The organism is Thermomonas haemolytica, assembly GCF_004346265.1.
Lineage (GTDB): Bacteria > Pseudomonadota > Gammaproteobacteria > Xanthomonadales > Xanthomonadaceae > Thermomonas > Thermomonas haemolytica.
On sequence record NZ_SMAP01000005.1, the window covers coordinates 23,881 to 37,313 of the forward strand.

Sequence of the window (13,433 nt, forward strand, 5' to 3'; positions counted from 1 at the left end):
CGCCATGAAACTGTCCGACCTGTCGATCAAGCGCCCGGTGCTGGCCGTGGTGATGAGCCTGCTGCTGATCGTGCTCGGGGTGATGTCGTTCCTGCGCCTGACCCTGCGCGAGCTGCCGGCGATCGACCCGCCGATCGTCTCGGTGCAGGTGGACTATCCCGGCGCGTCCGCAGGGGTGATCGAGACCCGCATCACCAAGCCGCTGGAGGATGCGCTGGCCGGCATCGAGGGCATCAACACCATCGATTCCAGCAGCCAGAACGGCAGCTCGCGGATCAGCATCGAGTTCTACGCTACCCGCGACATCGAGGCCGCCGCCAACGACGTGCGCAACGCGGTGAGCCGGGTGGCCGACCGCCTCCCGCCGGAGGCGCGCCCGCCCGAGATCAGCAAGGTCGAGGCCGATTCCGACGCCATCATCTGGTTCAACCTGCGCTCCACCACGATGGACCAGATGCAGATGTCGGACTATGCGCAGCGCTACCTGGTGGACCGCTTCTCCAGCCTGCAGGGCGTGGCGCGCGTGTTCCTGGGCGGCAGCCAGCGCTACGCGATGCGGGTGTGGCTAGACGGCGACAAGCTGGCCGCGCGCGGCCTGACCGCGGCCGACGTGGAGAGCGCGCTGCGCGCGGAGAACGTCGAGCTGGGCGCGGGTCGGATCGAGTCGGCCGACCGCGACTTCATCCTGCGGGTGGCGCGCGACTACACCCGCCCCGGGCAGTTCGCCGACCTGCCGCTGGGCAAGGGCCGCGATGGCTACGTGGTGCGTTTGGGCGACGTGGCGCGGGTGGCGCTGGAGTCGGCCGAACGCCGCGCCTGGTACCACAGCAACGGCGAGCCGGCGCTGGGCATCGGTATCGTCAAGACCTCCACCGCCAACAGCCTGGAAGTGGCGGACGAAGCCAAGGCCGAGGCCGACCGCATCCGCCCGACCCTGCCCAAGGGCACCGACATCTACGTTGCCTACGACAGCACCACCTTCATCTCGGCCGCGGTGGCGCGGGTGTACGAGACCCTGCTGGAGGCGATCGTGCTGGTGCTGGTGGTGATCTGGCTGTTCCTCGGCAGCGTGCGCGCGGCGCTGATCCCGGCGGTGACGGTGCCGGTGTGCGTGATCGCCGCGTTCATCGCGCTGTACGCGTTCGGCTTCTCGATCAACCTGCTGACCCTGCTGGCACTGGTGCTGTGCATCGGGCTGGTGGTGGACGATGCCATCGTGGTGGTGGAGAACATCCAGCGCCGGGTGGACCTCGGCGAGCCGGCGCTGGTTGCCGCCAGGCGCGGCACCGCGCAGGTGGCGTTCGCGGTGCTGGCCACCACCGCGGTGCTGGTGGCGGTGTTCCTGCCGGTGGGCTTCCTGCAGGGCAACACCGGCCGCCTGTTCCGCGAGCTGTCGGTGGCGCTGGCGGCGGCGGTGGCCATTTCCGCGTTCGTCGCGCTCACCCTCACCCCGATGATGGCCAGCAAGCTGCTGCGCCCGCATACCGGCCCGCACGCGGTGCACGGCAACCGCGTCAGCGAATGGATCAACGCCCGCTTCCAGCGCCTGGCCGAGGGCTACCGCGGCGTGCTGACGCGCCACGTGCACCGCCTCTGGCTGTTCGCGGGCCTGCTGCTGGCCGCGGTGGTGGCGCTGGTACTGCTGTTCCGGCATCTACCCAGCGAGCTCGCCCCGACCGAGGATCGCGGCGCGTTCCAGCTGCTGGTGGAAGGCCCGGAGGGCGCGGGCTTCGATTACACGGTCAAGCAGATGCAGCAGGTCGAGGCGATCCTGGCCGGCCTGACCGGCCCGGACAAGCCGATCCTGCGCGCCAACCCGCGCGTACCCGGCAGCTTCGGCACCAGCGAGGAAATGCACACCGGGCGCGCGATCGTGTTCCTGCAGCCCTGGGACCAGCGCGACAAGAGCACGGTGGAGCTCGCCGGCGAGCTGGAGAAGAAGTTCACCGGCCTGCCCGGCGTGCGCGTGCGCACGATGGCCGGCGGCGGCCTAGTGCGCACCCGCGGGCAGCCGTTCCAGCTGGTGCTGGGCGGGCCGGACTACAAGGAACTCGCGCAGTGGCGCGACATCATGCTGGCGAAGATGGCCGACAACCCCGGCTTCCTCGGCCCGGATTCCGATTACAAGGAAACCCGCCCGCAGATGCGGGTGGTGGTGGACAAGGCGCGCGCGGCCGACCTCGGGGTGCCGGTGGCGGCGATCGGCAATGCGCTGCAGACCATGATGGGCGGCATCCGCGCCACCACCTTCGTGGACAACGGCGAGGAATACGACGTGATGCTGCAGGCCGACCGCGGCGGCCGCGATTCGGTGGCCGCCCTGCAGTCGCTGCAGGTGCGCGCGCGCGACGGCAGCCTGGTGCCGCTGTCGAACCTGGTGACGCTGCGCGAGATCGCCGAGCCGGGCACGCTCAACCGCTTCAACCGCCTGCGTTCGATCACCCTGAGCGCGCGCCTGGCGCCCGGCTACCCGCTGGGCGAGGCGGTGGCCTGGGCGCAGCAGACCGCGCGCGCGGCGCTGCCGGATTACGCGCAGATCAGCTGGAAGGGCGAATCGCGCGAGTTACAGCGCTCCGGCGGCGAGGTGCTGGTGACCTTCGCGCTGGCGCTGCTGATCGTGTACCTGGCGCTGGCGGCGCAGTTCGAGAGCTTCCTGCATCCGCTGGTGATCATGCTCACGGTGCCGCTGGGCGTGCTCGGCGCGCTGATCGGCCTGTGGCTCACCGGCGGCACGGTCAACCTGTTCTCGCAGATCGGGATCGTGATGCTGGTGGGCCTGGCCGCCAAGAACGGCATCCTGATCGTGGAGTTCGCCAACCAGCTGCGCGACGAGGGCCGCACCGTCCGCGACGCCATCATCGAGGCCGCCGGCGTGCGCCTGCGCCCGATCCTGATGACCTCGATCGCCACCGTGATGGGCGCGGTGCCGCTGGTGGTGTTCGGCGGCCCGGGGTCGGCCAGCCGCGCCACCATCGGCATCGTGGTGATCTTCGGGGTCTCGTTCTCCACCTTCCTGTCGCTGTTCGTGGTGCCGGCGTTCTACGCCGCGCTGGCGCGCTACACGCGCTCGCCCGAGGCGCTGGCGCGCACCCTGGAGACGCTGGAGGCGGAGACCCCGCAGGCGGGTGGCCATGCGTAAGCGTGATGACAACGCCCCGCGGTTGCCACGGGAGGCGCATGCCTCACGGCGGACCTGGCATCACCAGGATGCCCGCCGGCAGGTGCCGGAGGATGAAGTGCCGGCGCCTCCTGTGCGCGAGCGGCGTGACGCCGAGCTGAGGATCTACGGCCTAAACGCGGTACGCGCGGTGTTCGCGCGGCGGCCGCAGGCGCTGCGCAAGCTGTACCTGGCGGAGGCGCGCATCCCGCAGCTGCAGCCGCTGCTGAAGTGGTGCGTCGCCCACCGCATCGGCTACCGGGTGGTGGCGGAGGCGGACCTGCACAAGCTGGCCGCCAGCGCACACCACGAGGGCGTGGTCGCCGACGTGCTGCGGAAGGCGCCGCCGCCGCTGTCGTCCTGGCTGCGCGAGTTGCCGGCCGGGCCGCAGTGCGCGCTGTGGCTGGACGGGGTCGGCAATCCGCACAACCTCGGCGCGATCCTGCGCAGCGCCGCGCATTTCGGGGCCGCCGCCGTGTTGCTGCCGAAGGATTCGGAGCTGGCGCTCTCGGGCGCGGCGGCGCGGGTGGCCGAGGGCGGCGCCGAGGCGGTGCCGCTGGTGCGGCTGGGGCGTGAGGACAACAGCCTCGCGCAGCTGCGCGGGGCCGGGTTCCGGCTCGCGGCCACCGTGGTGCGCGGCGGCGACGATCTGTTCCGTGCCCCGCTGCCGCCGCGACTGGTCTATGTGCTGGGCGCGGAAGGCCCGGGGATGTCGCCGGCGCTGGCCGCGGCCTGCGACCTGCGGCTGTCGATCCCCGGCAGCGGTGCGGTGGAGAGCCTCAACGTGGCCGCCGCCACCGCGGTGCTGCTGGCGCAGTGGGCCGCGCGCGCGGCCTGAGCCGCGCTTACTTCGCCGCCGGCGCGGCGGCTTCCGGCTTCGGCGCGCTGCCGAAGTCGCCGTCCGCGTCCGCGGCCAGGTAGGCGAAGGTGACGTAGGCGGCGACGTTCTGCGCCAGCGCCGCCGGGTCGATCTTGTCGAGGGTGTCGTCCGGCGTGTGGTGGTAGTCGAAGTAGTCGGTACCGTCCTGGGCCAGACCGGCGCAGGCCATGCCGAGGGCGTGGAAAGGCGACAGGTCCGGCCCGCAGGCCTCTTCGCCAGCGCTGCCGGCGGTAATGCCCAGTGGCGCCAGCGCCTGGGCGATCTGCGCCAGCGCGGCTTGCGCGTGCGCGGGCACGTCGGCTTTGAAGGCGTAGATGCGCCCCGCGCCGAAGTCGCTTTCCGCGCCGATCTGGTGTTGGCGCAGCTGCGCCTTGTGCGCCTCGGCATAGGCGCGCCCGCCCCACAGGCCCTGCTCCTCGTTGGCGAACGCGATTACCCGGAGGCTGCGCGCCGGGCGCTGTGCCTTCGGCAGCTGGGCGATCAGGTGGCCGGCGGCCATGGTGATGGCAACGCCTGCGCCGTCGTCGATCGCGCCGGTGCCCAGGTCCCAGGAATCCAGGTGGCCGCCGATCACCACCACCTCGTTCGGCTTGCTGCGCCCGGTGATCTCGCCGATCACGTTCTGCGAGGTGTATTCGCCGTTCCAGCCGCAGTCCAGTGCCAGTTTGACCCGGGTCGGGCCGAGCGCGACCAGGCGCGTGAGCTGGTCGGCGTCCGGCAGCGACAGCGCGGCCATCGGGATCGGCGTCACTCCGGGCTGGAAGCGGCTGATGCCGGTGTGCGGGTTGCGGTGCATGTCGGTGCCGGCCGAGCGCATCAGGTAGCCGATCGCGCCGGCGCGCGCGGCCGCCGACGGGCCGGCGCCGCGGATCTTCGAACCCACTTGGCCATAGCCTTCGCCGCTGCGGCTACGCGGCATCGGCACGTCCACGAAGGCGATCTTGCCGGCCAGCGAGCCGGGCGCGGCCTGTTGCAGGGCCTCCAGCGAGTCGAAGCGCACCACTTCGCCTTCGATCGTACCGCCCGGGCTGCCGCCGAGCGCGGTGACGTGCAGCGCCTGTGCATGCGCGCCCAGCACCTGCGCCGACTCGCTGCGGCGCTCCCACTTCGGGAAGGTCACAGGTTCCGTCCACACCCGGTCGAAGCCCAGCGCCTTGAACCGGGCCTTGGCCCACTCCACCGCGCGCGCATCGGCTTCGCTTCCGGCCAGGCGCGGGCCGACTTCGGTGGTCAGCGCTTCCACGGTCTTCCAGCCGGTGTCGTCGCGCAGCGCCTGCGCCTGCAGCTGCGCGGCGCGCGCCAGCGCGGTATCCGGGATGCGGGTGGGCTGGGCGGCGTGCAGCGGGGCCGCCACCAGCAGGGCGAGGGCGGCGGCGAGGACGGTGGTGCGCATCGGCAGGCTCCGGCAGCGGTAAACCCCGGAGTCTAGGCGGCGCGCGTGTGGCCCGGCCTGTGCCGGAAGTTATTTCTTCAGCGCGTCGCGGATCTCGCGCAGCAGCAGCACGTCTTCCGGCGTTGCCGGCGGTACCTCGGGGGCCGGCGCGGGCGCGCGGTGCAGGCGGTTGATCGCCTTGACCAGCAGGAAGATCGCGAACGCGATGATGACGAACTGGATGACCGCGTTGAGGAACTCGCCGTAGGCGAGCACCACCGCGGGGATCTCCTTGCCGTCCGGGCCGGCGTGCGCGGCCTTGAGGGTGATCGCCAGCTTGGAGAAATCCACGCCGCCGACCAGCAGCCCGATCGGCGGCATGATCACCTTGTCCACCAGCGCCGACACGATCTTGCCGAACGCGCCGCCGATCACCACGCCGACGGCGAGGTCGATCACGTTGCCGCGCATCGCGAATTCCCGGAACTCGGTCATCATGCCCATCGGCGGTGGCTCCCCAAGGGTGGCGTGTGGCGCCAGCTTAACCCGCCGGCAGGGCGATCCGGCCATCCAGCTGCAGCAGCCCGCCCAGGCGCGCGCGGAACGTATCGCCGGGATGCAGCGCGGCCACGCCCGCCGGGGTGCCCATGAACACCAGGTCGCCGGCGCGCAGGGCATAGAGCTTCGACAGCGCGTGCAGGATCTCGGGCACGTCCCAGATCAGCTGGTCCAGGGTCGAGGCCTGGCGGCGCTGGCCGTTGACCTCCAGCGACAGTTCCAGCGGTGCCAGCGCACCCACCGCGGCGGCCGGCAGCAGCGCGGAGACCGGGGCGGAATGGTCGAAGCCCTTGCCGGTATCCCACGGCAGGCCCTTGGCCTTGGCCGCCGCCTGCAGGTCGCGCCGGGTCAGGTCCAGCCCGATGCCGTAGCCGAACACCAGCGCCGCGGCGTCTTCCACCGGCAGGAGGCCGGCCGGGGCATCGCGGCCGAGCGCGACCACCAGCTCGACCTCGTGGTGGAGGTCGGCGGTACCGGGCGGGTAGGGCACCACGCCGTCGGTGACGATGGCATCCGCCGGCTTCATGAAGAACACGGGATTCCCGCGCTCGGCCTTCGAGGCCGGCGCGCTGGCACCCATCTCGCGCGCATGGTCGGCGAAGTTGCGGCCCACGCAGTAGATGCGGCGCACCGGGAACTCGCCCAGCGCGTGGCCGTGGGGATCGCGAACGGGAATGCGCGGCGCAGCCGCGGCCGGCACCAGATCCATCAGCGCGCCAGCGACGGCTTGCCCACCACCCGGTAATCGCCCTCGAGGGTGCGCCCGCGCACGCGCACCGGCTTGCCCGGGCGCGCCAGCAGGCGCCACAGCAGGCCGCCCAGCAGCATCGCCAGGCCGACCACCAGCCCGACCGCCAGCAGCGCCAGCAGCAGGGCGATCCCGACCACGCCCAGCACGACCCGCAGCAGCGGGTGGCGCGGGCGGCGCGGGGTGCCGGAAACCAGGGTGCGCAGGCGCAGGAAGGCGGAGTGCTGGAAGAACGACATTGCTGGGGATCCTGAACGTGACAGGGTCATGACACAATGCGGGCAGTATCGGCAGAACCGGCGGGGCGGGTGTGAGCAGTTCGTTAAACGAAGGCGTGGCGCTGGCCGCGCTGGAGGCCCTGCCCCGCGATGGCCTGCTGGCCGTGGAGGCACCGCTGGACGGCGCGCCGGAATCGCTGATCCTGCACCGTGCCGCTGATGGCGGCGTGCGCGCCTGGTTGAACGTGTGCCCGCATGCCGGGCGCCGGCTGGACTACGCGCCGGGGATGTTCCTGCGCAGCAAGGCCGGCGAACTGGTGTGCGCGGTGCACGGGGCCAGCTTCGCCCTCGACGATGGCCGCTGCGTGGCCGGCCCCTGCCGCGGCGAGTCGCTGCGCGCGGTGGCAGTGCACTGCGCGGACGGCCGGGTGTGGCTGGGCGCGGCGCCGGCCGCTCAGTAGAGCAGGTTGACCATCGCCACGATCACCCCGGTGTAGAGCAGGGTCAGCGGCCCGCCCGAGCGCCACATGTCGCGCACGCTGTAGCCGGCCGGCCCGGTGATCATCGATACCGACGGGTTGGAGGCGGTGACGAAGTTGTTGGAGGCCGACAGCGCCACCACCAGCGCGAACGCGGTGGGGTTGCCATTCACCGCCAGCGCCAGGTTGATCGCCAGCGGGACTAGTACGATGGTGGCGCCGACGTGGCTGATGACCATCGAGAACGCGGTGGTGAACAGGGCCAGCGCGATCTCGATCAGCCATGGCGGCATCCCCTGCGGCAGGCGCTCGATGCTGTGCCCGGCCACCCATGCCGCGGCGCCGCTGGAATCCATCGCCCAGCCCAGCGGGATCAGGCAGGCGATCAGGAACACCGTCTTCCAGCTGATCGCGGCGTAGGCCTCGTCGATCTTGAGCACCCCGGTCACCAGCATCCCGGCGACGCCGGTCATCAGCGCGATCGAGGTCGGGATGCGCGAGGACAGCGCCAGCAGCATCGACAGCGCGAAGATCGCCATCGCGATCTTGAACTTGTGCGGGCGCTGCTCGTCCTTGGGGTAGTCGGTGACCACAACGAAGTCGCGGCTGCGCGCGGCCTCGGCGAGGTCGGTCCAGATGCTGTGCAGCACCAGCATGTCGCCGGCCTGCAGCGGCACGTTGCGCACGTCTTCGCGCAGCACCTTGCCGTCGCGGTTGATCGCCAGCAGGCTCAGCCCGAACTGCTTGCGCAGGCGCAGCTGCGACTGCGACTTGCCGATGAAGTTGGAGGTGGGCGGGATCACCGCCTCTGAAATGCCGGCGCGCGCCGGGTTGAACAGATCACCGAATACCCGCAGGCGCGAGGACACGCGCAGGAAGTTCTTCTGCGCGAAATCGACGATGTCCTCGCGCCGGCCCATCACGCCGAGCACGCTGCCCACCCAGATGCGGGTGTCCGCCGGCGGCGCCAGCCGCGATTCCTCGCCGGTACGCAGCGCCAGCAGCAGCGGCATGTCCACCAGCGCCTCGGCATCGCCCACGCTCATCCCCACCAGCGGGCTGTCGGCGGTGACGGTGAGTTCGTGGATGTCGCCCTCGATCCCGTAGGTGCGCGCGAAATAGCTCTGGGTGCGCGCCGGGGTCACCGCCTCGTCGCCGCTTTCGCGCAGCACGCGCTGGCCGAAGAAGTGGAAGTAGGCCAGCGAGGTCGCCAGCAGCGCCAACCCGATCGGCAGCGGCGCGAACATCTTCAGCGGCGCCAGCGAGGCCGCGCCGGAGGGCATGCTGGCATTGGCCGAGACCAGCAGGTCGTTGAGCAGGATCAGCGGCGAGTTGCCGACCATGGTCAGGCAGCCGCCCATGATGATCGCCGCCGACATCGGCATCAGCAGGCGCGACAGGCTCACCCCGGTGCGTGCGGTCAGGCGCGAGGCCACCGGCAGGTACAGCGCGGTGGCCGAGGTATTGGGGATGATCGCCGAGTTCAGCCCCGCCACCGCCGAGGCCAGCAGCACCAGCCGGCGCTCGATCCCGTGCGCGCGCCGCAGCAGCCAGCCGGCCAGCCGGTTCAGCGCACCGGTGCGGTCCAGCCCGGCGCCCAGGATCATGGTGGCGATCACGTTGATCACCGCGTCCGAAGAAAAGCCGCCGAACAGGTCCTCCGGCGCCACCAGCCCGGTCAGCCCCAGCACCACCAGCACCACCAGCGAGACCACGTCGGCGCGGATGCGCTCGAACAGGAACATCGCCATCGCGAACGCCACCAGCCCCAGCACCCAGAGCATGTCGTTGGTGAGGACGAGGGTGGTATCCATTCCGGGGCGGCGGGCGCGGGCGTTGGCGGCGGGGGTGCAGGCAGGGTAGCGCGTTTTGCGCGCGCGTCAGCCCGCGCCGGTGGTCGCGACGCGGTCGTACAGCAGGTCCCAGACGCCGTGGCCGAGGCGCAGGCCGCGCGCCTCGAAATGGGTTTGCGGCCGCCAGTCCGGGCGCGGCACGTGGCCGCGCGGGCCGGCGCGGTTGGCCAGCCCGGCCGTGGCGTCCAGCACGTCCCACATCTGCTCGGCGTAGTCCTGCCAGTCGGTGGCCAGGTGCAGGCGGCCGCCGGGCGCCAGCTTGCGCACCAGCAGCGCGGCGAAGGCCGGGTTCACCAGCCGCCGCTTGTGGTGGCGCTTCTTGTGCCAGGGATCGGGGAAGTAGATGCGCACCTCGTCCAGCGCGTCATCGGCGATCTCGTGCTCCAGCACCTCCACTGCGTCGTGGTGGTAGAGGCGGACGTTCTGCGCATCGTCTTCCGCCAGCGCGTTGAGCAGGCGGCCAACGCCGGGGGCATGCACCTCGATGCCGATATGGTCGCGCGCCGGGTCGCGGGCGGCCGAATAGCGCAGCGCCTCGCCGTTGCCGAAGCCGATCTCGAGGATGCGCGGCGCGCGGCGGCCGAAGGCGGCGTCGAAATCACGCGGCGCGCCGGTGTAATCGAGGCCGAAGCGCGGCCACAGCGCGTCGAAGGCGCGCTGCTGGGCCTCGGTGAAGCGCCCCTGGCGCAGCACGAAGCTGCGCACCTTGCGCTGGCCTTCGGTGGCGGTGAAGGGCTTGGGCGGCGCTTTCGCGCCCTGGCTGGAGTAGGGGTCGGTCAAGGCGTTGGTTCCCGTGGATGCGCGTGGCAGGCCGCCATTGTCGCCGCTCGCGGGGCGGCGTGATGCGCTGCAGCGTGAGGGCGTTATGATTCCATGAAACCATCGCCGCCATTCGCCGGCGTACGGCTTGCGGCAGGCTCCGGTGGGCCGCCGACGTTTTGCGCGATATCCACACCCATGCACGCGAGGATGCCCATGAAACGCTCTTTCCGCAGGACCCTGCTTACCGCCGCGCTGGCCCTGGCCGCGCTGCCCGCCTTCGCCCAGAGCGCGCCGAAGTCGCCGTTCTCGCAGACCATTTTCTTCGGCGACAGCCTGACCGACGGCGGCTATTTCCGGCCGATGCTGATCAACCTGGTCGGCCCCAACGGCGCCATCATCGGCCGTTTCACCACCAACCCCGGCTACCTCTGGGCCGATTACCTGTCCAGTTATTACGGCGGCAATGCCAATCCGGCCTGGACCGGCAACACCACCCTGACCCCGACCCCTGGCACCGGCAGTAACTGGGCGGTCGGCGGCGCGCGGGTGAAGATCGACAGCGTCGGCGGGCTGGGCTACACGCCCTCGCTGGTGAGCCAGTACAACGCCTACCTGGCGGCGGGCAACAAGGTGGATCCGAATGCGCTGTACACCGTGTGGGGCGGCGCCAACGACATCTTCGCCGCCACCAGCGCCTACCAGACGGCCTATGTCAGCACCCTGCTGGGCGGTGGCACCGCCGCCCAGGCGGATGCCGCCGGCAGCGCGGCCGCGCAGGCGATCATCGGCACTGCGGTCGGCGACCAGATCACCCTGATCGGCGCGATGACCAGCGCCGGTGCCCGCTACATTTTGGTGCCGACGATCCCGGACATCGGCCTCACCCCGGATGCCGCCGCCGGCGGCGCCCAGGGCATCGCGCTCGGCACCGCCCTGTCCACCGCCTACAACGGCGGGCTGTATGCCGGGCTGGCGACCGCCGGCCTGCACGTGATCCCGGTGGACACGTTCCACTTCCTGCAGGAAGTGGTGGCGAGCCCGAGCACCTACGGCCTGACCAACGTCACCAGCGCGGCCTGCCAGCCGCAGCCGGCGCCGGCGGGCAGCTCTTCGCTGTTCTGCAGCCCGGCCTCGACCGTACCGAACGGCGCCAACACCTATCTGTTCGCTGATGGCGTGCACCCGACCTCGGCCGCGCACCAGGCGCTGGGGGATCTTGCGATCGCGATGATCGATGGCCCGCGCAGCATCGCGGTGCTGCCGCATTCGGCCGGGGTGGTCGGGCGCGCGCGCGCGGTGGGCGTGGATAGCGCGGTCGCCGGCATGGCGATGCAGGAAGGCGACGGCATGCGCTGGTGGGCCGATATCCGCGGCGACCAGCAGCGTTTCGTCAATTCCCAGGGCTTCGACGGGTTCGGCGGCACCGGGTCGTTCGGCGTGGGCTGGCGCAGCGGCAACCTGCTGTACGGCGCGTTCGCCGGCTACGGCCGCCAGGATCTCGACTTCGGTTTCAATCGCGGCAGCTTCCGCCAGACCGATGCCAGCGTCGGCGGCTTCGTCGGCTGGGCCAGCGACGGCCTGTGGGTCAACGGCCAGGCCAGCTGGACCAAGCTGGGCTACAAGGTGGACCGCCAGGTCAACCTCGGCCAGGCCGTGCGCATCCACCACGGCTCCCCGGACGGCACCAACCTGAGCGTGGGCGCCAGCGCGGGCTGGACCTTCAAGCACGGCAAGTGGGAGCACGGCCCGGTGGTGTCGCTGCTGTCGCAGACCATCCGCGTGGATGGCTACGCCGAGGACAGCAACCAGTCCAGCGCGCTGGCCTACATGAAGCAGAAGGGCGATTCGCTGATCGGCAGCGCCGGCTGGCAGGCCAGCTACGCCATCAACGACCATGTGCAGCCGTTCGTGCGCCTGACCGGCGACCACGAGTACAAGAAGCCGGCCGACCAGGTGTGGGCGCAGTCGCTGTCGCTGTCCGGCTCGCTGCCGTACGCGGTGCCGGGGCTGGACTTCGATCGCACCTACGGCACCTTCACCGTCGGCCTGCGCAACAAGCTGGGCGGCCTGGACCTGACCACCGGCGCCAACGTCACCGTGGGCCAGAGCGGCGGCAGCAACGCCAGCTTCTACGTGACGCTGGGCGGTTCGTTCTGATCGCCGCGGGCGCGGCTGGGCGTGCACGCGTTGCATCCCGGCCGGGCGCCGGCATAGACTTGCCGCCCGCGCGGGTGTAGTTCAATGGTAGAACTGCAGCTTCCCAAGCTGCTAACGTGGGTTCGATTCCCATCACCCGCTCCAGTTTCGCGCAGGTCCTGCGGCATCTCCTGCAATATCAGGGCGGCATCCTCACGGGTGCCGCCCTTTGCATTGGGGCGCCGTGCAGCCGGCCCGGCGGCAGCCGTCGGCGGCCAGGGCTTCCATCGGGCACTCCCCACCGGGCATTCCCATGAAACTCGCCATCCTGTCCCGTAACGGCAAGCTGTACTCCACCCGGCGGCTGGTGGAGGCCGCGCGCCAGCGCGGCCACAGCGTGCGGGTGCTCGACCCGCTGCGTTGCTACCTGCGGATCAGCAGCGACGGCTTCGACATGCATTACAAGGGCAAGCCGATCGCCGGCTACGGCGCGGTGGTGCCGCGCATCGGCGCGTCGATCACCCGCTACGGCTGCGCGGTGCTGCGCCAGTTTGAACTGATGGGCAGCTACAGCCCCAACAGCGCGGCGGCGATCGCGCGCGCGCGCGACAAGCTGCGCTGCCACCAGGTGCTGGCGGCCGAGGGGATCGGGCTGCCGGTGACGGTGTTCGGCGACAACCCGGACGACACCGCCGACCTGCTGGCGATGCTGGGCCCGCCGCCGCACGTGATCAAGCTCAACGAGGGCACCCAGGGCGCCGGCGTGATGCTGGCCGAGAAGGCCTCCGCCTCGCGCGCCACCATCGAGACCCTGCGCGGGCTGTACGCGAATTTCCTGGTGCAGGAGTTCATCGCCGAGGCCAAGGGCGCCGACCTGCGCTGCTTCGTGGTCGGCGACCGGGTGGTGGCGGCGATGCGCCGGCAGGCCCCGAAAGGCGACTTCCGCTCCAACCTGCACCGCGGCGGCAGCGCCAGGCCGGTGCGTCCGAGCCGGGCAGAGGTGGACACAGCCGTGCGTGCGGCCGGCCTGCTGGGCCTGGGCGTGGCCGGGGTGGACCTGATCCGCAGCAAGCGCGGCCCGCTGGTGCTGGAGGTCAATTCCTCGCCCGGGCTGGAAGGCATCGAGCAGGCCACCGGGATCGACGTGGCCGGCGCGGTGGTCGAGCACGTGGTGGCCCGCGCGGCCGGCCTGCAACACAAGCGCAACGCGGATTTGACGGATTCTTAATCGCCCCGCGCGCACCATGCACCCGTGCCCGCCGCGCTTCCC

General features: G+C 71.2%; 11 protein-coding genes and 1 tRNA gene. 6 read left to right on the forward strand and 6 right to left on the reverse strand.

The features are described 5' to 3' along the window. Positions 1 to 4: 4 nt before the first annotated feature. Together EDC34_RS07540 and EDC34_RS07545 are read left to right on the forward strand one after the other, a co-directional pair. Complete coding sequence (locus tag EDC34_RS07540; RefSeq protein WP_114959898.1) at positions 5 to 3,139, forward strand: efflux RND transporter permease subunit; 3,135 nt, start codon at positions 5 to 7, stop codon at positions 3,137 to 3,139. Then, a complete protein-coding gene (locus EDC34_RS07545; protein WP_114960030.1) occupies positions 3,132 to 3,995 on the forward strand; it encodes a TrmH family RNA methyltransferase in 864 nt (287 codons plus the stop codon). Before EDC34_RS07540 ends, EDC34_RS07545 begins: the two co-directional genes overlap by 8 nt. A gap of 7 nt (positions 3,996 to 4,002) precedes the next feature. On the opposite strand, the gene EDC34_RS07550 is transcribed toward EDC34_RS07545, so the two are convergent. The 4 genes from EDC34_RS07550 to EDC34_RS07565 all read right to left on the reverse strand — a co-directional run bounded on the left by EDC34_RS07550 (position 4,003) and on the right by EDC34_RS07565 (position 6,954). Further along, positions 4,003 to 5,430 (reverse strand): M28 family peptidase, encoded by a 1,428-nt coding sequence (locus EDC34_RS07550; RefSeq protein WP_114959899.1) that lies wholly within the window; start codon positions 5,428 to 5,430, stop codon positions 4,003 to 4,005. Positions 5,431 to 5,499: 69 nt separating this feature from the next. Beyond that, positions 5,500 to 5,913, reverse strand: a complete 414-nt coding sequence (gene mscL / locus EDC34_RS07555) for a large-conductance mechanosensitive channel protein MscL (protein WP_114959900.1) — start codon at positions 5,911 to 5,913, stop codon at positions 5,500 to 5,502. Between the two features lie 37 nt (positions 5,914 to 5,950). Then, positions 5,951 to 6,676 carry a fumarylacetoacetate hydrolase family protein gene (locus EDC34_RS07560; protein ID WP_114959901.1) on the reverse strand — a complete coding sequence of 242 codons (726 nt, stop codon included), beginning with the start codon at positions 6,674 to 6,676 and terminating at the stop codon, positions 5,951 to 5,953. Further along, entirely contained in the window at positions 6,676 to 6,954 is a 279-nt protein-coding gene (locus EDC34_RS07565; protein ID WP_114959902.1) for a hypothetical protein, read from the reverse strand. Before EDC34_RS07565 ends, EDC34_RS07560 begins: the two co-directional genes overlap by 1 nt. A 71-nt stretch (positions 6,955 to 7,025) precedes the next feature. On the opposite strand from EDC34_RS07565, the gene EDC34_RS07570 reads away from it, so the two are divergent. Beyond that, positions 7,026 to 7,394 (forward strand): Rieske (2Fe-2S) protein, encoded by a 369-nt coding sequence (locus tag EDC34_RS07570; RefSeq protein ID WP_165921020.1) that lies wholly within the window; start codon positions 7,026 to 7,028, stop codon positions 7,392 to 7,394. Here EDC34_RS07570 and EDC34_RS07575 read toward each other — a convergent pair. Together EDC34_RS07575 and trmB are read right to left on the reverse strand one after the other, a co-directional pair. Next, complete coding sequence (locus EDC34_RS07575; protein ID WP_114959903.1) at positions 7,388 to 9,226, reverse strand: SLC13 family permease; 1,839 nt, start codon at positions 9,224 to 9,226, stop codon at positions 7,388 to 7,390. The two genes, EDC34_RS07570 and EDC34_RS07575, sit on opposite strands and share 7 nt — an antisense overlap. Positions 9,227 to 9,292: 66 nt before the next feature. After that, positions 9,293 to 10,045, reverse strand: coding sequence for a tRNA (guanosine(46)-N7)-methyltransferase TrmB (trmB, locus tag EDC34_RS07580; RefSeq protein WP_114959904.1), 753 nt, complete (start codon positions 10,043 to 10,045; stop codon positions 9,293 to 9,295). A gap of 195 nt (positions 10,046 to 10,240) precedes the next feature. Here trmB and EDC34_RS07585 point away from each other — a divergent pair, with 195 nt between their 5' ends. From EDC34_RS07585 to rimK, 3 genes are all read left to right on the forward strand, one after another. Further along, the gene (locus tag EDC34_RS07585) at positions 10,241 to 12,184 is read left to right on the forward strand and encodes an autotransporter domain-containing protein (RefSeq protein ID WP_114959905.1); all 1,944 of its coding nucleotides are present in this window, start codon (positions 10,241 to 10,243) and stop codon (positions 12,182 to 12,184) included. 70 nt (positions 12,185 to 12,254) lie between these two features. After that, positions 12,255 to 12,328: transfer RNA gene (locus tag EDC34_RS07590), tRNA-Gly, on the forward strand. A gap of 148 nt (positions 12,329 to 12,476) precedes the next feature. Then, the gene (gene rimK / locus EDC34_RS07595; protein WP_114959906.1) at positions 12,477 to 13,391 is read left to right on the forward strand and encodes a 30S ribosomal protein S6--L-glutamate ligase; all 915 of its coding nucleotides are present in this window, start codon (positions 12,477 to 12,479) and stop codon (positions 13,389 to 13,391) included. Positions 13,392 to 13,433: the final 42 nt, after the last annotated feature.

What these genes read in the sequence shown, in the direction of transcription:
- EDC34_RS07540 (WP_114959898.1), top strand. Translation starts at nt 5, where the DNA reads ATGAAACTGTCCGACCTGTCGATCAAGCGCCCGGTGCTGGCCGTGGTG.
- EDC34_RS07545 (WP_114960030.1), top strand. Translation starts at nt 3,132, where the DNA reads ATGCGTAAGCGTGATGACAACGCCCCGCGGTTGCCACGGGAGGCGCAT.
- EDC34_RS07550 (WP_114959899.1), bottom strand. Translation starts at nt 5,430, where the DNA reads ATGCGCACCACCGTCCTCGCCGCCGCCCTCGCCCTGCTGGTGGCGGCC.
- mscL (WP_114959900.1), bottom strand. Translation starts at nt 5,913, where the DNA reads ATGGGCATGATGACCGAGTTCCGGGAATTCGCGATGCGCGGCAACGTG.
- EDC34_RS07560 (WP_114959901.1), bottom strand. Translation starts at nt 6,676, where the DNA reads ATGGATCTGGTGCCGGCCGCGGCTGCGCCGCGCATTCCCGTTCGCGAT.
- EDC34_RS07565 (WP_114959902.1), bottom strand. Translation starts at nt 6,954, where the DNA reads ATGTCGTTCTTCCAGCACTCCGCCTTCCTGCGCCTGCGCACCCTGGTT.
- EDC34_RS07575 (WP_114959903.1), bottom strand. Translation starts at nt 9,226, where the DNA reads ATGGATACCACCCTCGTCCTCACCAACGACATGCTCTGGGTGCTGGGG.
- EDC34_RS07585 (WP_114959905.1), top strand. Translation starts at nt 10,241, where the DNA reads ATGAAACGCTCTTTCCGCAGGACCCTGCTTACCGCCGCGCTGGCCCTG.
- rimK (WP_114959906.1), top strand. Translation starts at nt 12,477, where the DNA reads ATGAAACTCGCCATCCTGTCCCGTAACGGCAAGCTGTACTCCACCCGG.